Below are 19582 nucleotides of genomic sequence, written 5' to 3' on the forward strand. Positions count from 1 at the left end.
CGAGCGCACCCTGATCATCGCCGACGAGGGCTCCGACGTGCACTACGTCGAGGGCTGCACCGCCCCGATCTACAAGTCGGACTCGCTGCATTCCGCCGTGGTCGAGATCATCGTGAAGAAGAACGCGCGGGTCCGCTACACGACGATCCAGAACTGGTCCAACAACGTCTACAACCTCGTCACCAAGCGCGCCACCTGCGCGGAGGGCGCGACGATGGAGTGGATCGACGGCAACATCGGCTCCAAGGTGACGATGAAGTACCCCGCCGTCTACCTGCTCGGTGAGCACTCGAGGGGCGAGACCCTGTCGGTGGCTCTCGCGGGCGAGGGCCAGCACCAGGACGCCGGCGCCAAGATGGTCCACCTGGCACCGAACACCTCGAGCACGATCGTCTCGAAGTCGGTCGCCCGTGGAGGCGGTCGGACGTCCTACCGGGGCCTGGTCCAGGTCATGGAGGGCGCCACGAACAGCAGGTCGACGGTGCGCTGCGACGCGCTGCTCGTCGACAACATCAGCCGTTCCGACACCTACCCCTACGTCGACGTCCGCGAGGACGACGTGCAGATGGGCCATGAGGCCACGGTCTCCAAGGTGTCCGCGGACCAGCTGTTCTACCTCCAGTCCCGCGGGATGACCGAGGAGGAGGCCATGGCGATGATCGTGCGCGGGTTCGTCGAGCCCATCGCCCGCGAGCTGCCCATGGAGTATGCCCTCGAGCTCAACCGCCTGATCGAGCTGCAGATGGAAGGAGCAGTCGGCTGATGCCGCTGTTGGAGAAGTCAAACCCCACGACCACCGGGACCCGCGGCCCCGCGGCGAACGGGCAGGCCGGGCACACCGACTCGGCGGCGGCATACATCCCGGACCAGTCGCGTGCCGAGCGCACGACGTCCTTCGACGTCGCCGCCTTCCCGATGCCGAGCGGCCGCGAGGAGGAGTGGCGCTTCACGCCGGTCGACCGGCTGCACGCACTGCTCGGCGACACCGCCACCGAGGAGGATGCCGCGTCCTACGACGTGACGGCGCCGCCGGAGGTCGTCGTCGGCACGCTTGCGCCGGGCCAGGCCCCGCGGGGCACCGTGCTCGTCCCCGCCGACCGCGCCGCCGCCGTCGCGAGCGCCAACACCGGCGAGGCGCTGCACGTCATGATCCCGGCCGAGGTCGAGCTGACCGACCCGGTCACCGTGCTCGTCACGGCCACGGCCGGCAGGCGCAGCAACGCCCACCACGTCATCGAGGCCCGGCACCACAGCAAGGCCGTCGTCGTCCTGGACCACCGGGGCAGCGGCGAGCACGCGGGCAACGTCGAGGTCATCGTCGGAGACGGTGCCTCGCTGACGATCGTCAGCGTCCAGCACTGGGACGACGGCGCCCTGCACCTGGGTCAGCACGATGCGCTGGTGGGCCGCGACGCGGCATACAAGCACATCTCGGTGACCATCGGCGGCGAGATCGTGCGCGTCAACGCGAACGTGAAGTATGCCGGGCCCGGCGGCGACGCGACGCTGCTCGGCGTCTACTTCGCGGACGCCGGCCAGCACCTGGAGCACCGCAGCTTCATCGACCACAACACGCCGAACTGCACGAGCCACGTCACCTACAAGGGCGCCCTGCAGGGCGAGGGCGCCCACACGGTCTGGGTCGGCGACGTCCTGATCCGCGCCGCGGCCGAGGGCACCCTGACCTATGAGCTCAACCGCAACCTCGTCCTGACCGATGGGGCGCGGGCGGACTCGGTGCCGAACCTCGAGATCGAGACCGGTGAGATCGTCGGTGCCGGCCACGCCTCGGCGACCGGCCGCTTCGACGACGAGCAGCTGTTCTACCTGCAGGCGCGCGGCATCCCGGAGGCAGAGGCCCGTCGCCTCGTCGTCCGCGGGTTCCTCATCGACATCATCAACCAGATCCCCGTGCCGGCGCTGCGCGACCGCCTGAGTGACGACATCGAGGCCGAGCTCGTCGAGGCGGAGCGGGCCGGAGTCGTCGGATGAGTGCCCAGCCCGCGGCATCGCTGGTGGACGAGGGCTACGTGCTCGTCTGTCGCGTCGACGACCTCACCCCCGGGGCGGTCGCCCAGGCCGACGTCGACGGCGTCCTCGTCGCGATGGTCCGGGACAGTGAGGGCGGCATCCATGCGCTCGACGACCGGTGCACCCACGCCGACGTCTCGCTGTCCGAGGGCGAGGTCGACGGCTGCACCCTCGAGTGCTGGCTCCACGGCTCTCGCTTCGACCTGCGCACCGGCGCACCGTCCGGCCCCCCGGCGACGCGAGCCGTCGCCGTCTACCCCGTGAAGATCGACGGTGACGACGTCTTCGTCTCCGTGCACACGGGCGGCACGCCCCCCGTGAACCCCCCCACGACCCGCGTGGTCACCAACGATGACCTGGAGAAGTGAAACCCGACATGACCACTCTTGAGATCCGCGACCTGCACGTCACGGTGGACATCGAGGACGGCACCAAGGAGATCCTCCGCGGCGTCGACCTCACCGTGAAGTCCGGCGAGACGCACGCGATCATGGGCCCCAACGGCTCGGGCAAGTCGACGCTCGCCTACTCGATCGCCGGTCACCCGAAGTACACCGTCACGGGCGGCACCGTGAGCCTCGACGGCGAGGACGTCCTCGCGATGAAGGTGGACGAGCGCGCCCGCGCAGGGCTGTTCCTCGCGATGCAGTATCCCGTCGAGGTCCCCGGGGTCACCGTCTCGAACTTCCTGCGCACCGCGAAGACCGCCATCGACGGCGAGGCCCCCAAGCTGCGCACCTGGGTCAAGGAGATGAAGGGCGCCATGGAGGCCCTGCGGATGGACCCGGCCTTCGCGGAGCGCAACGTCAACGAGGGCTTCTCCGGTGGCGAGAAGAAGCGCCACGAGATCCTCCAGATGGAGCTGCTCCACCCGCGGATCGCGATCCTCGACGAGACGGACTCCGGGCTCGACGTGGATGCCCTCAAGGTCGTGGCCGAGGGCGTCAACCGGGTCAAGGAGGGTAGCGACGTCGGGGTGCTGCTCATCACGCACTACACGCGGATCCTGCGCTACATCAAGCCGGACTTCGTCCACGTCTTCGTCGACGGCAAGATCGTCGAGGAGGGTGGCGAGGAGCTCGCGGACCGCCTCGAGGACGAAGGCTACGACCGTTTCCTGACGGCCGCGCGGCCCGCGGCGAGCTCGGTCTGAGCACGGCCGTCATGACGACCGCACTGCCGTTCAGCGATGAGGAGGTCGCCCGGATCCGGGCCGACTTCCCCATCCTGACGCGCACCGTGCGGGACGGGAAGCCCTTGGTATACCTCGACTCGGGGGCAACGTCGCACAAGCCGACCTCCGTCCTCGACGCCGAGCGCGCGTTCTACGAGCGGCACAACTCGGCCGTCCACCGCGGCGCCCACCAGCTCTCCGAGGAGGGCACCGAGGCCTACGAGTCGGCCCGGGCCACGATCGCCGCCTTCATCGGGGCGCACCACGACGAGGTCGTCTTCACCAAGAACGCCACCGAGGCGCTCAACCTCGTCGCCTACGCGTTCTCCAACGCGACGCACGGCGGCGGTGGAGGCGGTATGCCGGGTGGCGCCGACGAGGCGCGCTCCCGTTTTTCCCTTGGTCCGGGGGACGAGATCCTCGTCACCGAGATGGAGCACCACGCCAATCTCATTCCGTGGCAAGAGCTCTCGCGCCGCACCGGCGCGACGCTCCGCTGGATCCCGGTCACGCCGGACGGTCGGCTCGACCTCAGTGAACTCGACACGCTGCTCACCGACCGGACCAGGGTCGTCGCCTTCACCCACGTCTCGAACGTCCTCGGCACCGTCAACCCCGTCAGGGAGCTGACGGCCCGGGCCCACGAGCGCGGCGCGCTCGTCGTGCTCGACGCCTGCCAGTCGGTGCCGCACCTCGCCACCGACGTCGCCGACCTCGGTGTCGACTTCCTCGCGTTCAGCGGTCACAAGCTCTTCGGCCCGCTCGGCATAGGCGTCCTCTGGGGCCGTCCGGAGCTGCTGGACCAGATGCCGGTCTTCCTCACCGGCGGCTCGATGATCGAGACCGTCACCATGGAGGCTTCGACCTACGCCCCCGTGCCGCAGAAGTTCGAGGCCGGCGTGCCGATGGCCGCCCAGGCGATCGGACTCGCCGCCGCCGTCGACTACCTCACCGCCCTCGGCATGGACCGCGTCCTCGCCCACGAGCAGCAGCTGAGCGAGCACCTGCTCAAGGGCCTGGCCCAGCGCCCGTGGGTCCGGGTCGTCGGACCGGACGGCGCAGCCGAACGCGGCTCCGCGGTCGCGTTCGTCGTCGACGGTGTCCACGCCCACGACGTCGGGCAGATCCTGGACAACGAGGGCGTGGCCGTCCGGGTGGGACACCACTGCGCGTGGCCACTGCACCGGGCGCTCAAGGTGGCGGCGACGACGCGGGCGACCTTCGCGGCATACAACACCCTCGGCGAGGTCGACGTGCTGCTCTCCGCGCTCGACCGGGTGCCGGCGATCTTCGGGACGGACGACTGATGGACCTCTACCAGGAGCTCATCCTCGAGCACTGCAAACGGCCGCACCGCGTCGGCCTGCGTGAGCCCTTCGACGCCGAGGTGCACCACGTCAACCCGACCTGCGGCGACGAGGTGACCCTGCGGGTCGACCTGGCCGGCGAGGGTGCCGGCGCCACGGTGACGGATCTGTCCTACGACGCCATGGGCTGCTCCATCTCGGTCGCCTCCGCGTCGGTGCTCGCCGAGGAGGTCACCGGGCGGACCGTCGGGCAGGCCCTCGAGACCTTCGCCGCGATGCGCCGGATGCTCACGTCGAAGGGCGAGGACGCCGGCAACGAGGACATCATCGGCGACGGGGTCGCCTTCGGCGGCGTCTCGAAGTACCCCGCCCGCGTCAAGTGCGCGCTGCTCGGCTGGACCGCCTTCACCGACGCCCTGGCCCGGGCCGGCGTCGACATCTCGGTGACCGCCGCAGCTGTCGCCACCACCGCTGTCGCCACAGCCTCTGGCACCGCCGCCTCCCACACCTCCACCACCTCGAGCCACCGAGAGAAGGGCTGACCCATGCCGGAGACCCCCACCGAGACCACCGCCCCACCCGCCGGGTCGGCCCCGCCCAACGTCGCGGACGTCGAGGAGGCCATGCGCGACGTCGTCGACCCCGAGCTCGGCATCAACGTCGTCGACCTCGGCCTCGTCTACGGCATCACCGTCGACTCGCAGTCCCAGGCGATCATCGACATGACGCTGACGTCCGCGGCGTGCCCGCTGACCGACGTCATCGAGGACCAGACCACCCAGGCCCTCGAGGGCCTCGTCACGGGCTACCGGATCAACTGGGTGTGGATGCCGCCGTGGGGCCCGGACAAGATCACCGACGACGGCCGCGAGCAGCTGCGCGCCCTCGGCTTCAACCTCTGATCCGCCGCACCGGGTGACGACCCGCCTCATCGAGGTGGCCCCCGAGCGGCTCGAGCGCTGGGTCGCCGGCTTCGGCGAACGCCATGACGGCGCCTCCGTGCAGACGGACGGCGTCGTCGTCGTCTCCGCGACCGGGGGCGACGGGGCAACGGCACGGTTCGAGCACTTCGGGCACGTCCCCCTCGGGCTCGTCCTCGTCCGCCGCGGCGGGTATGCCGTGGGGCTTGCTGCAGCAGTGGATGGGCCCGGGGAGGAGGTCGGCAAGCGGCCCCGGCCCGGTCCCGGGGCCGATCTCGGAGAGGTGTCGCCAGGGGAGGGCCGGACGTCTCCGGGATCCCGGCCGGTGGTCCTCGTGGCGAGCAAGGTCGGCACCCGGCACGTCCAGTCCCGGACCGCTGCGGGGGGCTGGTCCCAGCAACGCTTCGCCCGACGGCGGGGCAACCAGGCCGACGCGCTTGTGGAGGCGGTCGCGGGCCATGCGCTGCGAATCCTGCTCGGAGGCGACGCCTCACCCCGCAGGGGAGCACCCGGCATACCCAGGGGGCTCGTCATCGGGGGGGATCGGGCGCTGGCCGCGCAGGTGCTCGAGGAGACCGGGCTGCGGGTGCTGGGCGACCTCCCCCGTCGTGAGCTCTACGACCTGCCCGACCCGAAGCGAGCTGTCCTCGAGGAGGCCCTGCGGCGGGGCCGGGCGGTGCGGGTCACCCTCACCGAGCCCGACTGACGGTGACCGGGCGGACTACTCGGGGTTGGCGACCCCGAAGGTGTTGCACTTGTTGACGTCGCCGGTGGAGTAACCCGCGCCGAACCACTTCTGCCGGGCCGCGCTGGAGCCGTGGGTCCAGGTCTCGGGCGTCACCCGACCCTGGGTCGCCTGCTGGATCCGGTCGTCACCGACGGCCGACGCCGCGGACAGGGCGGAGGTGATGTCCTGCTGGGTGATCGGCTTGAGGTAGGCCGTGCCGTTGGCGTCCGTGGTCTCGGTCGCGTGCTTGACCCACGTCCCGGCAAGGCAGTCGGCCATCAGCTCGAGCCGGACCGACCCGGACGCGGCGCCCTGCGCGTCGTTCTGCGCCTTGCCCAGGATGCCGAGGATGTCCTGGACGCGGTGGCCGTACTCGTGGGCGATGACGTATTCCTTGGCCAGCTGCCCCCCGTCGGCGCCGAACTTCGACTGCAGCTCCTGGAAGAACCCGGCGTCGATGTAGACGAGCTTGTCGAGGGGGCAGTAGAAGGGCCCGACCTGGTTTGAGGCGGTGCCGCAGGCGGACTGGGTCTGGCCGGAGTAGAGGACGGTGTTGGCCATGGCGTACTGCTTTCCGTACGTCGGCAGGGCCTTGGCCCAGTAGGCCTGCACGCTGTTGACCGTCGCGATGACGAGGCACTGGTCGCTCTTGTTGGCGTCTGCGCCAGTCCTGCACTGGGAGAACCCGGACGAGGACTGGGTCCCACCGGCCGCGACCTGGGAGGGGTTGAGCGAGCTGCCCTGGTTCTGGGGGGCGACGCCGGGGTCCTGGGTGCCGCTGCCGCCCAGGGCATTGCCCCCGAACACGAACATCAGGACGAGGACGATCAGGCCACCGATGCCGCCGCCGACCTGGATGCCGCCGGGAAAGCTGCCGCCCCCACCGCCACCGAACCCTCCGCCGGAACTGCCCCCGCTGCTGACCTGGGACGTGTCCAGCTGCACGTTGTCGTTGAAGCTCATCCAGATCCTCCTGCTGCGCGGGGCGCCGGGGCCCGTCGTCGTGACGCCCCGAATCCTAGCCGCGGGAACGGGTCACGAGGCAGCTGGGGGCGGCCCGGCTCTCCTCACGAGAGGACCACGTCGTCCGCGTGCATGGTCGTGTGCCGCACGCGCACCTCGACCTCGTCACCCACCTGAGGTGGGACGGCCCCGCCCGGCAGCGTGATCAGGCTGACCTGCATGTGCGGGGGCTCGACGAACCACGTGTCCCGGCCCGACACGGTGAAGGGTGCACGGATCCTCCCGGCCGCCTGGAGCAGGCCCTCGGCGACGGCGATGCCCCGCTGGCGCAGGGTCGAGGCGGCGGTCGGGGCCTCCATGGCGACCCCGTGAGCGGTGCCGCCGCTGACGACGAGCAGATGTCCGTCCCTGACCCGGCGCTGGCGGTAGCCCGCCCGGTCTCCCGAGCTGACCTCGCGCACGTCGAGGACGTGGGCCCGCACGCTCAGGGCGGCCGGTTCGCCGAGCCAGAGGGACGTGCCGATGCGGGGGCGGATGACGCGCTCGGGGTGGCGCTGGCGCAGGCTGGCGAGCTCGGCGGGACGCACGTGCGACACGAACCACGTCGTGACGTCGAACTCCCTCAGCCACGTCTCGGCCTCGGCCAGCTGACCGGTCCCGAGGGGCAGGTGGAGGGTGACACCCACGAGGTCCGCATCGATACCGTCGAGGTCTGCCAGGGCCGCGTGGAGCTGCTCGCGCGGCATACCGTGGCGGTTCATCGAGGTGAGCCCCTCGAGGACCACGCGGGGGCGCTCGACCCGGTCGACCAGGTCGACGAGGTCATCCGGCGAGGCGATGGTGTGGACCAGTGCGGGGGCGTCGAGACCGGCGAGGTCCTGGTGCAGCACGGGCCGGTAGGGCTCCATGACGAGGACGTCGCCGGGGAAGCCGGCCAACGCCCGGGGCGCTTCGGTGTGGGTGCCGACGGCGATCATGCCGACCCCGTCGGACCCGTGCAGGCGGGCGCACTCGGCGAGGAGCCGGTCGAGGCCGAAGCCGTAGCCGTTGCCCTTGGTCACGGGCACGATCCCCGGGTTGGCGGTGACCGTGCGGGAGAGGTGCCTACGCCAGCGCGGCCCGTCGACGTGGAAGACGAGCGCCACGGCTCAGCCCCGCCGTTTCATGTAGATGTCGAAAGCCTTGTAGAGCAACGGATTCAACGGTAGGTCCCACTCGCCGACATACTCCACGGCCTCGCCTCCCGTGGCGACCTTGAAACGGATCAGGCCGATGTGTGGGTCGTCGGCGTCGATCGTGTCGGTGATGCCGCGCAGGTCGTAGACCGAGGCGCCGGCGGCGACGGAGTCCCGCATCATCTGCCACTGGATCGCGGTCGATCCCTGGACCTCCCGCTTCTCGGCCGTCGACGCGCCGTAGGAGTACCAGGTGTGCCCGCCGACCCGCACCCACGTGGTGGCGGCCACGACGTCACCCTCGTGCCGGGCGAGGTAGAGCCGGATCCGGTCCGGGTCCTCGGCGAGCATCACCTCGAACATCCGCTGGAAGTAGCCGAGCTGCCGCGGGATGAAGTGGTCGCGCTCGGCCGTCTCGGCATAGACGGAGTGGAACAGCGGCAGGTCCTCGACGCCCCCACGGGTGACCTCGACGCCGAGCTTGGTGGCCTTCTTGATGTTGCGCCGCCAGAGCTGGTTCATGCCGGTGAGGAGGTCGTCCTCGCTCTTCCCCTCGAGCGGCACCTGGAAGACGAACTGCGGCTGACCGGCGGAGAACCCGTCCTCGGCGGCGAGGTGGCTGAAGCCGAGCCGCGTCAGCGTCGAGCGCAGCCGCACGCCGCGCTCATCGGTGACGTCGGGCGCGACCTGCGTCAACGCCGTGACGGCCTCGTCGGCCATCGCCGTCTTGATCGTGCGGGCGTGCCACCGGTGGACGGGCACGAGGGGGCCGACGCGCAGGGCGAACGCCCCCTGCGCCTTGACGTGGTCGCGCAGCGTCCGCAGCACGTCGAGCAGCTCCGGCGCGTCCCAGTCGGTGACCGGCCCCTCCGGGAGGTAGGCGAGGTAGCGCTTGACGCGGGGCAGCTGCCGGTAGAGCACCAGGGCGGCGCCGACCATCTCCGCACCGGCGAACCAGCCCAGCGACTCGCTCCTCCAGTCGTTCTTCAGCCGCCCCCACGCCGGGGTCTGCAGGAAGCTGCCGGACCTGGCCGCGACGAAGGACAGGTGCTCCTCCGGGGAGATCGGACGCATGGTCACGGGGCTGCTGGTCACGCTGAGCGAGGCTACCCGAGTCGACGTCCACTGCCCGAACCCACCGCCCGCCGACCCCGTCCCGTCGCCGCGGTCGAAGGGCGGCGCGAGAACTGGCAAAATGGGGGTGACCAGAAGTTCAGCCGTGACGATGTGCGGCAGACGACGCAAAGGAATACTGCCGTGATCACCGCCACCGGGATCGAGCTTCGTGCTGGGTCGCGAATGCTTCTCGACGGGGCCACCTTCCGCATCGCGGAGGGCGACCGCGTCGGGCTCGTCGGCCGCAACGGGGCGGGCAAGACCAGCCTCACCAAGGTCCTCGCCGGCGACGGCCAGGCGGCGGCCGGGGAGGTGACCTCCTCGGGCGAGGTCGGCTACCTCCCGCAGGACCCGCGCACCGGAGACCTCGAGGTCCTCGCCCGCGACCGGATCCTCTCCGCGCGCGGCCTCGACAGCATCCTCCGCAACCTTCGTGAGACCGAGAAGCTGATGGCGTCCGAGGACGAGGTCGTCCACGAGAAGGCGATGCGCCGATACTCCCGCCTCGACGACGAGTTCACCGCGCAGGGCGGGTATGCCGCGGAGTCCGAGGCCGCCAGCATCGCGTCGGCGCTCTCGCTCGAGGAGCGGATCCTCGGCCAGCCGCTGCGGACCCTCTCGGGTGGTCAGCGGCGGCGGGTCGAGCTGTCCCGGATCCTCTTCTCCGGGGCGCAGACGCTGCTGCTCGACGAGCCGACCAACCACCTCGACGCCGACTCGATCGGCTGGCTGCGCGACTACCTCACGTCCTACAAGGGTGGGCTCGTCATCATCAGCCACGACGTGCTGATGCTCGAGACCATCGTCAACCGGGTCTTCCACCTCGACGCTAACCGCGCCGAGATGGACATCTACAACATCGGCTGGAAGCCCTACCTCGCCCAGCGCGAGACCGACGAGCGCCGCCGCAAGCGGGAGCGCCAGAACGCCGAGAAGAAGGCTGGCGTGCTGATGGCCCAGGCCGACAAGATGCGCGCGAAGGCGACCAAGGCGGTCGCGGCCCAGAACATGGCCCGCCGCGCCGAGCGGCTGCTCGCCGGCATCGAGGGCGAGCGCGTGCACGACAAGGTGGCCAAGCTGCGTTTCCCGGAGCCGGCGCCCTGCGGCAAGACGCCGCTGCGCGCGTCCGGGCTGTCACGCTCCTACGGCTCGCTCGAGGTCTTCACGGACGTCGACCTGGCCATTGACCGCGGCTCGCGCGTCGTCGTCCTGGGGCTCAACGGCGCCGGAAAGACCACGCTGCTGCGGATGCTCGCCGGCGTCGACCCGCCCGACACCGGCGAGGTCGAGCCGGGCCACGGGCTCAAGCTCGGCTACTACGCGCAGGAGCACGAGAACCTCGACATCCAGCGGACCGTCCTGGAGAACATGAAGAGCGCCGCGCCCCAGCTCGGGGAGACCGACGTCCGCAAGACGCTGGGCTCGTTCCTCTTCTCCGGTGACGACGTCGACAAGCCCGCCCGGGTGCTCTCCGGTGGCGAGAAGACCCGGCTCTCGCTGGCCATGCTCGTCGTCTCGGCGGCCAACGTCCTGCTCCTCGACGAGCCCACCAACAACCTCGACCCGGCCTCGCGCGCCGAGATCCTCGGGGCGCTGAAGACCTACAAGGGCGCCGTCGTCCTCGTCACCCACGACGAGGGCGCCGTCCAGGCGCTCGAGCCGGAGCGGATCCTGTTGCTCCCGGACGGTGTCGAGGACCTCTGGGGCCCGGACTACCTGGACCTCATCTCCCTCGCCTGATCCGCCGGCCACCGCGGCCCCCGGCTCACGGATCGGCGTGTTCGCGCTTGTCCTGCAGCTGTTCCCGGCTGCGGACCAGTCGGGTGGCGGTCACCAGGAAGATCCCGCCGGCCATGTTGCCGAGCACGGCCCACCAGACGAAGCCGAGCCAGTCGACATAGCCAAAGGACGCGTCCCCGGTGAGGATTGCCCCGAACATGAACAACGAGTCCAGCACGCAGTGGTAGACGCCGGTCCCGGCCACCACGAACGCGATCGCCACGGTCGCGATGGACTTGGCGACGTCGTCGTCGGTCCCGTTGTGCATCCGGGTCATCAGGGTCAGGGCCGCTCCGGCCAGCAGCGTGAGGGCGAGGGAGCCCCACCCGAGCCGGGCGTCCGCATACACCGTGCCGTTCTCGACCAGGATGGCATGCAGCCTGGGGAAGCCCAGGACGATCAGGCCGAGGGAGGCCCAGCCGCCCACCACGTTGCCGAGGAACGTCCCGGCCCACAGCCGCAGCAGCTGGGCGACGGTGCCCTCCTTGGCAGCGACGGTGGTCACGGGCACGAGAAACCCCTCGGTGAACAGCTCGCTGTGCCCCAGCTGCAGCGCGAGCAGGCCGATGGCGAACGCGAACCCGCCCAGCAGCTTGCTTCCGGTCGCCTCCTCCACGACGAGCAGCGCGAGGATGCCGAAGCCGATCTCGCCACCGGCGACGGCGCCGGTGAGGACCTGCATCGGGAAGGACCGGTGAAGCCGCGGCTTGCCCAGTGCGACGATGCGGTCGACCGCCTCGTCGATCTCGTCCTCGTTGACGTTGACGTCGTGTTCGCTCATGTGGTGATCCTGCCCGATCCGCGCGCGGGGTGGCAGAGTTGGCGACGTGCACGGTGTCAGCAGCGCCCGAGGGGCGTCATGAGAGCAGTGAGCTACCCGGCATACGGGGTCGTCCCCTCGCTGGTGGACGTGCCGGACCCGGTGTGCCCTGACGGTGGGGTCGTCATCGCCGTCGGCGCGACGGGCGTATGCCGGTCGGACTGGCACGCCTGGCAGGGGCACGACCCGGTGGCCTTGCCGCACATCCCCGGGCACGAGCTCGCCGGGACGGTGGCCGAGGTCGGCGTGGGGGTGACGCGCTGGCGGGTGGGGGAGCGCGTCACGGTGCCGTTCGTGTGCGGGTGCGGGGTGTGCGGCTACTGCCTCGCCGGTGACGCGCAGGTGTGCCCCGACCAGACCCAGCCGGGTTTCACCGGGCCCGGGTCGTTCGCCGAGCGGGTGGCGATCCACGCGGCCGACCTCAACCTCGTGGCCCTGCCCGACGACGTGGACGTCGTCACCGCGGCGTCGCTCGGGTGTCGCTTCGCCACGGCCTACCGCGCCCTGACGGCGCACGGGCGACTCGGCGCCGGCGACTGGCTGGCGGTGCACGGCTGCGGCGGGGTCGGCCTGTCCGCGGTGATGATCGGGGTGGCTCGCGGTGCCCGGGTCGTCGCCGTCGACGTGTCACCGGCGGCCCTGGGGCGGGCCCGCGAGCTCGGTGCGGAGGCCGTCGTCGACGGGTCGGCGAGCGACCCGGTGGCCGCCGTGCGCGACCTGACCGGGGGCGGGGCGCACGTGTCCATCGACGCCATCGGGTCGGCCGAGACGGCGGCGGCGTCGGTGCGGAGCCTGCGCCGACGCGGCCGGCACGTCCAGGTGGGGCTGCTCTTCGGCCCGGCAGCGAGCCCGCCCCTGCCGATGGACCTCGTCATCGCCCACGAGCTGGTGATCCACGGGTCGCACGGGATGGCGGCGAGCGACTACCCCCCGATGCTCGACCTCATCATCTCGGGGGCGCTGCGGCCGCGCGACCTCGTCGGACGGGTGATCGGTCTCGGCGAGGCGGGTCGGGCGCTGGCAGAGCTGGGCGGGCCTGCGGCGTCACCGGGCCTGACCGTGGTCGCCCTCAGCCGCTGACGCCATCCTCCCACGCTCGCCTCGGCCCCGACTCGCATAACGTCACACATCATTTCAGATAATGGACAGTTATGCAGAGAGGGTTCGACGCCGCGCAGACTGACGGACGTGTCCACCTCGACGACCCGTCCCGCCCGCCCCGCCCGCCAGGCAGGCAAGGCCACCGGCGCCTGGGCCGACGGCGACAGCACGCCGTTGAACCACAACGAGCAGTTCAAGCAGGACGACGACGGGCTCAACGTCCGCCAGCGGATCATCGACGACTACTCGCGCCACGGGTTCTCGAGCATTGCCGGCGACGACCTGCGCGGCCGGATGCGCTGGTGGGGGCTCTACACCCAGCGAAAGCCCGGCATCGACGGCGGCCGCACGGCGACCCTCGACCCGAGCGAGCTCGACGACTCCTACTTCATGCTCCGCATCCGCAGCGACGGGGGAGCCCTGTCGGGGGAGCAGCTGCGCACCATCGCCGGGATCAGCACCGACTTCGGGCGGGGGACCGCCGACATCACCGACCGGCAGAACATCCAGCTGCACTGGATCCGCATCGAGGACGTCCCGCAGATCTGGGACCGGCTCGAGTCCGTCGGCCTGATGACCACCGAGGCCTGCGGCGACACCCCCCGGGTCATCCTCGGCTCGCCGGTTGCCGGGATCGCCGCCGACGAGATCATCGACGGGACGTCGGCCCTGGAGTACATCCGCGACACGTTCATCGGCTCGCCCGAGTTCTCCAACCTCCCGCGCAAGTTCAAGACCGCCATCTCCGGGTCGCCCAGCCTCGACGTCGCCCACGAGGCCAACGACATCTCCTTCGTGGGGGTCGTCCACCCCGAGCACGGCCCCGGCTTCGACGTCTGGGTCGGCGGGGGCCTGTCGACCAACCCGATGTTCGCCCAGCGGCTCGGCGCGTGGGTGCCCCTCGAGGAGGTGGCCGACGTCTGGGTCGGCGTCGTGTCGATCTTTCGTGACCACGGCTACCGTCGGCTGCGCACCCGCGCCCGACTCAAGTTCCTCATGGCCGACTGGGGCCCCGAGAAGTTCCGTCAGGTGCTCGAGCAGGACTACCTCGGACGGGCGCTCGTCGACGGACCGGCGCCCGAGCAGCCCTCGGACCACCGCCGCGACCACGTGGGCGTCCACGCCCAGAAGGACGGCCTGAGCTGGGTCGGGGTCACCCCCGTCGGGGGTCGGGTCAGCGGTGAGACGCTCGCCGCCGTCGCCGACCTCGCGAGCCGCCACGGATCGGGCCGGGTCCGGCTCACCGCCCACCAGAACCTCCTCGTCCTCGACGTACCGCCGGCGCGGGTCGGCCCGCTCGCGGCGGCCCTCGACGCCATCGGCCTCCCGAGCGCCCCCAGCGAGTTCCGCCGCGGGGTGCTGGCCTGCACGGGCATCGAGTTCTGCAAGCTGGCGCTGGTCGAGACCAAGGCCCGGGCCCGCACGGTGGTCGAGGAGCTCGAGCAGCGCCTCCCGGACTTCGCCGCGCCGCTGACGATCCACGTCAACGGGTGCCCCAACTCGTGTGCTCGCTTCCAGGTCGCCGACATCGGGCTCAAGGGCCTGATCATGACCGACGACGCCGGCGAGAGCATCGAGGGCTTCCAGGTCCACCTCGGTGGCAGCCTCGGCGAGGACACCCAGCTCGCCCGCAAGACCCGCCAGCTGCGGGTCGCCGCGGACGACCTGCCGGACTACGTCGAGCGGCTGGCCGTGCGTTACCTCGACCAGAAGGACGAGGACGAGTCGTTCGCCCGGTGGGCCCGTCGGGTCGAGGAGGCGGAGCTGCGATGACCGACCCGTATGCCGGCAAGCCGGCTCCCGGGGGCCACGCCAGGGCCGCGACCCCCTTCCACTGCCCCTTCTGCGGGGACGAGGACCTACGTCCCGCCGAGGAGGGCCTCGCGGAGTGGTCCTGCCGCTCCTGCGCGAGGGTCTTCACCGTCTCGCTGGTCCGGATCGACCGCGCGTCGATCCCGGGCCACGTCAGCGCCAGCCGAGGAGGTTCGTCATGAGCACGACCACGCACGCCGGTCAGGGTGCCCCCGCGCGGGACCGGGAGGAGCTGCAGGCACTTTCCGCTGCGGGCGCCGCCCACGTGCTCGAGGCCGGCAGCGACGGCGGCCCCACGGCATACGAGGAGCGCGTCGAGACCTCCCGGGCGGCGCTGCGCTGGGCCGCCGAGATCTTCGGAGCCGAGCTGACCGTCGCGAGCTCGATGGGCGACGTCGTCCTGGTGCACCTCGTCGGGACGACCATCCCCGACACGGACGTCTTCTTCCTCGACACCGGCTACCACTTCCCTGAGACCATCGGGACCAGGGACGCCTACGCCCAGATGCTGCCGATCCGGGTCCGGACCGTGCTGCCGCTGCGGACCGTCGCGCAGCAGGACGCCGAGCACGGCCCGAGGCTGCACGAGCGCGACCCCGACCGGTGCTGCGCGATGCGCAAGGTCGAGCCCCTCGAGCGGGCGCTGGACGGACACCCCGCATGGGTGAGCGGCATGCGCCGCGAGGACGCCCCGACGCGGACCGACATCGACGTGATCGGCTGGGACGAGCGGCGGGGGATGGTCAAGGTCAACCCGCTCGCGGCGTGGACCGCCGACGACGTCGCCCGGTTCGTCGCGCAGGAGAGCGTCTTCGAGAACCCCCTCTCCGCGGAGGGCTACCCCTCGATCGGCTGCGCCCCGTGCACGCGGGCCGTCGCGCAGGGCGAGGACCCCCGAGCCGGCCGGTGGTCCGGCACCACCAAGACCGAATGTGGGCTCCACACATGACCATCACCCAGCCCCAGCGACTGCGCGCCGTCGCCCGCGGGGCCGCTCCGGCGGCACCCTTGCCCGCGGCATACACCCTCGACCACCTCGAGCACCTCGAGGCCGAGGCGATCCACATCTTCCGCGAGGTGGCGGGGGAGTTCGAGCGCCCGGTGATCCTCTTCTCGGGCGGCAAGGACTCCGTCGTCATGCTGCACGTGGCGCTCAAGGCGTTCGCGCCCGGCGCGCCGCCGTTCACGCTGCTGCACGTCGACACGGGGCACAACTTCCCCGAGGTGCTCGACTACCGCGACGAGACGGTGGCCCGGCTCGGCCTGCGACTGGTCGTCGCCGACGTCCAGGGCTACCTCGACGACGGCCGGCTGCGCGAGCGCCCGGATGGCACCCGCAACCCCCTGCAGACGGTGCCGCTGCTCGACGCGATCGCCGACCACCGCTTCGACGCCGTCTTCGGGGGTGGCCGCCGCGACGAGGAGAAGGCCCGGGCCAAGGAGCGGGTCTTCAGCCTGCGCGACGCCTTCGGCGCCTGGGACCCCCGCCGCCAGCGACCCGAGCTGTGGGAGCTCTACAACGGCAGGCACGCCCCCGGGGAGCACGTACGCGTCTTCCCGCTCTCGAACTGGACCGAGCTCGACATCTGGCGCTACATCGAGCGTGAGCGCATCGAGCTGCCGGCGCTCTACTATGCCCACGAGCGTGAGGTCTTCTCCCGTGACGGGATGTGGCTGGCGCCGGGCGGGTGGGGCGGCCCGCGCCCCGGTGAGGTGGTCGAGACCCGCCGGGTGCGCTACCGCACCGTCGGGGACATGAGCTGCACCGGCGCCGTCGAGTCGGATGCGGCGGACACCGCCGACGTCATCGTCGAGCTCGCGTCCTCACGCATCACCGAGCGGGGCGCGACCCGGGCCGACGACCGGATGTCCGAGGCCGCCATGGAGGACCGCAAGAAGCAGGGGTACTTCTGATGACCGCCCCCACCGCCAGCCTCCCGGGTGCCAGCCTCCCGGGTGCCAGCCTCCCGGGTGGAGGTATATCCGAGACGTCTAGCGCTCGGATATACCTCCACCCGGAAAGTGGTGGGGAGTCGGCTCGCGGGCACGACCTGCTGCGCCTCGCCACGGCCGGCAGCGTCGACGACGGCAAGTCCACCCTCGTCGGACGGCTGCTCCACGACACGAAGTCCGTGCTCGCCGACCAGCTCGCCGCCGTGGAGCGCGCCAGCCGCGACCGGGGCCTCGACGTCACCGATCTCGCCCTGCTCACCGACGGCCTGCGCGCCGAGCGCGAGCAGGGCATCACCATCGACGTCGCCTACCGCTACTTCTCCACGGCGACCCGCTCCTACGTCCTCGCCGACACCCCGGGTCACGTGCAGTACACCCGCAACATGGTCACCGGCGCCTCGACCGCCGAGCTCGCGCTGATCCTCCTCGACGCCCGCCACGGCCTCGTCGAGCAGACCCGACGCCACCTTGCCGTGACCGGACTCCTCGGCGTGCGGCACGTCGCCCTCGCCGTGAACAAGATGGATCTCGTCGGGTGGGACGAGGAGACGTATCGACGCCTCGCGCATGCCTTCTCCTCTCTCGCAGCGGATGTCGGCATCGAGGACGTCGTGGCCGTCCCCCTGTCGGCCCTCCTCGGCGACAACGTCGTCGACCGCTCCGAGCGCACTCCCTGGTATGCCGGGCCCACCCTCCTCGAGCACCTCGAGTCGGTGCCGGTCGGGACCGACCCCTCGGCCCAGCCGCTGCGGATGCCGGTCCAGTACGTCATCCGCCCGCGCACCGCCACCCACCCCGACTACCGCGGGTATGCCGGGCGGCTGGCGTCCGGTGTCGTGCGTCCCGGGGACGAGGTCGTCGTCCTCCCGTCGGGGCGTCGCACGACGGTCGTCGGCATCGACCGCGGTGGTCGTCCGGGGGAGTCGGACGAGCAGGACGTCGCCTTCGCCCCCCAGTCGGTCGTCCTGCGCCTGGCGGACGACATCGACATCTCCCGCGGTGACCTCATCGCGGGGGGCGCCGACGCCCCGGCTGTCACGAACAGCGTCACCGGGACGGTCGCGGTCGTCGCGGACCGGCCCCTGCGCGCCCGGGACCGCGTGCTCGTCCGGCTCGGGACCCGGACCGTCCGAGGCATCGTCGAGGCCCTCCTGGACCAGCTCGACATCACGACCATGGAGCACCAGAGCCACCCGATCGCCCTGGAGCTGAACGCGATCGGGCGGGTCCGGGTGAGGTTGGCCGAGCCGGCACCGGTCGACGACTACACCCACCTGCGCCGCACCGGCAGCTTCCTGCTCATCGACGAGGCCGACGGGACGACCCTCGCCGCGGGGATGGCCGAGACCGACGTCGACGACACCCCGCTCTGACTGCCGCGCCGTGTCGAACCCCACCGCCGCCACCGCCTCCGCTGCCGAGGGTTATCCCATCACCCTCGACCTCTCCGACCGACGGGTTCTCGTCGTCGGTGGCGGACCTGTCGCCGCCCGTCGGGCCCGGGGTCTGCTCGCGGCGAGGGCCCAGGTCGAGGTCGTGGCGCCGACCCTTTGCAGCGGGCTGCGCGAGCTCGTGGATAGGGGCGAGATCTGCTGGCACGAGAGGGAGTTCGAGGTGGGGGACCTCTTCGCGCCGAGCCAGGCGTGGTTCGTCCACACGGCGACCGGGGTCGCCGACGTGGACGCCACCGTGGCCCGTGAGTCCGAGGCGCTGCGGATCTGGTGCGTGCGCGCCGACGACGCGGCGGCATCGGCAGCCTGGACGCCAGCCGTCTCGCGAGGCGCTGCGGGCGGCCCCGCGGAGGGTCTCACCATCGCCGTGACCGGCGGGGCGGACCCGGGGCGCGCGGTGGCCCTGCGCGACGCGATCGACGCCGGGCTGTCCACCGGCCGGCTGCCGGTCCGTCGCACCCGGCCACCGCGGGATGGGCGCGCCGACCCACCCGTCGGTCGGGTCTGGCTGGTCGGGGGTGGGCCGGGCGACCCCGGCCTGATCACCGTGCGCGGCGCCGAGGCGCTGGCCGCCGCGGACGTCGTCGTCGCCGACCGACTCGGTCCGCGCGAGCTGCTCGAGGCCCTCGCGCCCCACGTTGAGGTGATCGACGTCGGCAAGACCCCGGGCCACCACCCGATCAGCCAGGACCGGATCAACGCGATCCTCGTCGAGCAGGCGCTGGGCGGGCGCGCCGTGGTGCGCCTCAAGGGCGGGGACCCCTTCGTGCTGGGCCGGGGCGGGGAGGAGGCCCTGCACTGCGCGCTGCACGGCGTCCCGGTGGAGGTCGTCCCGGGGGTGACGTCGGCGATCTCGGTGCCGGCCGCCGCCGGGATCCCCGTGACCCACCGCGGGATCACCGCCTCCTTCGTCGTCGCGTCCGCGCACGACGGCGCGACCGAGGCGCTGGAGGCGCTGCGGGACGCACCCGTCACCTCGACGCTCGTCCTGCTCATGGGGATCTCGACGCTGCGTGCGACCTCCCGCCAGCTGATGGCGGCCGGGCGCCCGCCCAGCACCCCGGTCGCCCTCATCGAGTCGGGGTGGACCGACGCGCAGCGGACGACGCTCACGACGTTGGACAAGGCTGCGGACATTGCGGAGCAGGAGCAGGTGCGGGCCCCCGCGATCATCGTGATCGGGGACGTCGTGTCCGTGCGGTCCGAGCTCGGCGACCTGCGTGGTCGCCGGACGACGGTTCCGGACTGAGCAC

The 19582-nt window shown here is 71.6% G+C and carries 20 protein-coding genes; 16 read left to right on the plus strand and 4 right to left on the minus strand.

Annotation, left to right across the window (positions count from 1 at the left end; translation table 11 throughout):
• The 8 genes from sufB to ACLL9L_RS16570 all read left to right on the plus strand — a co-directional run.
• On the plus strand, nt 1-763 hold a 763-nt coding region (sufB, locus tag ACLL9L_RS16535), incomplete at its 5' end, for a Fe-S cluster assembly protein SufB (RefSeq protein WP_411285753.1).
• A complete protein-coding gene (gene sufD / locus ACLL9L_RS16540; protein ID WP_411285754.1) occupies nt 763-1992 on the plus strand; it encodes a Fe-S cluster assembly protein SufD in 1230 nt (409 codons plus the stop codon). The genes sufB and sufD, both read left to right, overlap by 1 nt.
• On the plus strand, nt 1989-2399 hold the full coding sequence (locus ACLL9L_RS16545; protein ID WP_411285755.1) for a non-heme iron oxygenase ferredoxin subunit: 411 nt from the start codon (nt 1989-1991) through the stop codon (nt 2397-2399). The genes sufD and ACLL9L_RS16545 overlap by 4 nt, the downstream gene beginning before the upstream one ends.
• Nucleotides 2400-2407: 8 nt before the next feature.
• Nucleotides 2408-3184 carry a Fe-S cluster assembly ATPase SufC gene (gene sufC, locus ACLL9L_RS16550; RefSeq protein ID WP_411285756.1) on the plus strand — a complete coding sequence of 259 codons (777 nt, stop codon included), beginning with the start codon at nt 2408-2410 and terminating at the stop codon, nt 3182-3184.
• 11 nt (nt 3185-3195) lie between these two features.
• Nucleotides 3196-4512, plus strand: a complete 1317-nt coding sequence (locus ACLL9L_RS16555) for a SufS family cysteine desulfurase (RefSeq protein ID WP_411285757.1) — start codon at nt 3196-3198, stop codon at nt 4510-4512.
• On the plus strand, nt 4512-5054 hold the full coding sequence (gene sufU / locus ACLL9L_RS16560; protein ID WP_411285758.1) for a Fe-S cluster assembly sulfur transfer protein SufU: 543 nt from the start codon (nt 4512-4514) through the stop codon (nt 5052-5054). Before ACLL9L_RS16555 ends, sufU begins: the two co-directional genes overlap by 1 nt.
• Before the next feature lie 3 nt (nt 5055-5057).
• Complete coding sequence (locus ACLL9L_RS16565) at nt 5058-5414, plus strand: metal-sulfur cluster assembly factor (RefSeq protein ID WP_411285759.1); 357 nt, start codon at nt 5058-5060, stop codon at nt 5412-5414.
• A gap of 13 nt (nt 5415-5427) precedes the next feature.
• Entirely contained in the window at nt 5428-6138 is a 711-nt protein-coding gene (locus ACLL9L_RS16570; protein WP_411285760.1) for a Vms1/Ankzf1 family peptidyl-tRNA hydrolase, read from the plus strand.
• A gap of 15 nt (nt 6139-6153) precedes the next feature.
• Here ACLL9L_RS16570 and ACLL9L_RS16575 read toward each other — a convergent pair whose 3' ends face one another.
• The 3 genes from ACLL9L_RS16575 to ACLL9L_RS16585 form a co-directional block, all read right to left on the minus strand.
• Nucleotides 6154-7122, minus strand: a complete 969-nt coding sequence (locus ACLL9L_RS16575) for a neutral zinc metallopeptidase (protein ID WP_411285761.1) — start codon at nt 7120-7122, stop codon at nt 6154-6156.
• A gap of 104 nt (nt 7123-7226) precedes the next feature.
• Nucleotides 7227-8267, minus strand: a complete 1041-nt coding sequence (locus tag ACLL9L_RS16580) for an alanine racemase (protein ID WP_411285762.1) — start codon at nt 8265-8267, stop codon at nt 7227-7229.
• A 3-nt stretch (nt 8268-8270) separates the two neighbouring features.
• Nucleotides 8271-9392, minus strand: coding sequence for a lipid II:glycine glycyltransferase FemX (locus tag ACLL9L_RS16585; RefSeq protein ID WP_411285763.1), 1122 nt, complete (start codon nt 9390-9392; stop codon nt 8271-8273).
• Nucleotides 9393-9596: 204 nt separating this feature from the next.
• Between ACLL9L_RS16585 and ACLL9L_RS16590 the strand changes: the two genes are divergently transcribed.
• On the plus strand, nt 9597-11153 hold the full coding sequence (locus ACLL9L_RS16590) for an ABC-F family ATP-binding cassette domain-containing protein (protein WP_411285784.1): 1557 nt from the start codon (nt 9597-9599) through the stop codon (nt 11151-11153).
• 25 nt (nt 11154-11178) lie between these two features.
• On the opposite strand, the gene ACLL9L_RS16595 is transcribed toward ACLL9L_RS16590, so the two are convergent.
• On the minus strand, nt 11179-11973 hold the full coding sequence (locus tag ACLL9L_RS16595) for a formate/nitrite transporter family protein (protein ID WP_411285764.1): 795 nt from the start codon (nt 11971-11973) through the stop codon (nt 11179-11181).
• Between the two features lie 78 nt (nt 11974-12051).
• On the opposite strand from ACLL9L_RS16595, the gene ACLL9L_RS16600 reads away from it, so the two are divergent.
• The 7 genes from ACLL9L_RS16600 to cobA all read left to right on the plus strand — a co-directional run bounded on the left by ACLL9L_RS16600 (nt 12052) and on the right by cobA (nt 19578).
• The gene (locus ACLL9L_RS16600; RefSeq protein WP_411285765.1) at nt 12052-13092 is read left to right on the plus strand and encodes a zinc-dependent alcohol dehydrogenase family protein; all 1041 of its coding nucleotides are present in this window, start codon (nt 12052-12054) and stop codon (nt 13090-13092) included.
• A gap of 99 nt (nt 13093-13191) precedes the next feature.
• A complete protein-coding gene (locus tag ACLL9L_RS16605) occupies nt 13192-14886 on the plus strand; it encodes a nitrite/sulfite reductase (protein ID WP_411285785.1) in 1695 nt (564 codons plus the stop codon).
• Nucleotides 14883-15107, plus strand: a complete 225-nt coding sequence (locus ACLL9L_RS16610) for a hypothetical protein (protein ID WP_411285766.1) — start codon at nt 14883-14885, stop codon at nt 15105-15107. Before ACLL9L_RS16605 ends, ACLL9L_RS16610 begins: the two co-directional genes overlap by 4 nt.
• The gene (locus ACLL9L_RS16615; protein WP_411285767.1) at nt 15104-15874 is read left to right on the plus strand and encodes a phosphoadenylyl-sulfate reductase; all 771 of its coding nucleotides are present in this window, start codon (nt 15104-15106) and stop codon (nt 15872-15874) included. The genes ACLL9L_RS16610 and ACLL9L_RS16615 overlap by 4 nt, the downstream gene beginning before the upstream one ends.
• Complete coding sequence (gene cysD, locus ACLL9L_RS16620) at nt 15871-16839, plus strand: sulfate adenylyltransferase subunit CysD (RefSeq protein WP_411285768.1); 969 nt, start codon at nt 15871-15873, stop codon at nt 16837-16839. Before ACLL9L_RS16615 ends, cysD begins: the two co-directional genes overlap by 4 nt.
• Nucleotides 16839-18251: a sulfate adenylyltransferase subunit 1 gene (locus tag ACLL9L_RS16625; protein WP_411285769.1), complete on the plus strand. Its 1413-nt coding sequence runs from the start codon at nt 16839-16841 to the stop codon at nt 18249-18251. The genes cysD and ACLL9L_RS16625 overlap by 1 nt, the downstream gene beginning before the upstream one ends.
• Nucleotides 18252-18261: 10 nt before the next feature.
• Nucleotides 18262-19578: a uroporphyrinogen-III C-methyltransferase gene (gene cobA / locus ACLL9L_RS16630; protein ID WP_411285770.1), complete on the plus strand. Its 1317-nt coding sequence runs from the start codon at nt 18262-18264 to the stop codon at nt 19576-19578.
• Nucleotides 19579-19582 lie beyond the last annotated feature (4 nt).

Source organism: Lapillicoccus sp., from assembly GCF_046595215.1.
Lineage (GTDB): Bacteria > Actinomycetota > Actinomycetes > Actinomycetales > Dermatophilaceae > Lapillicoccus.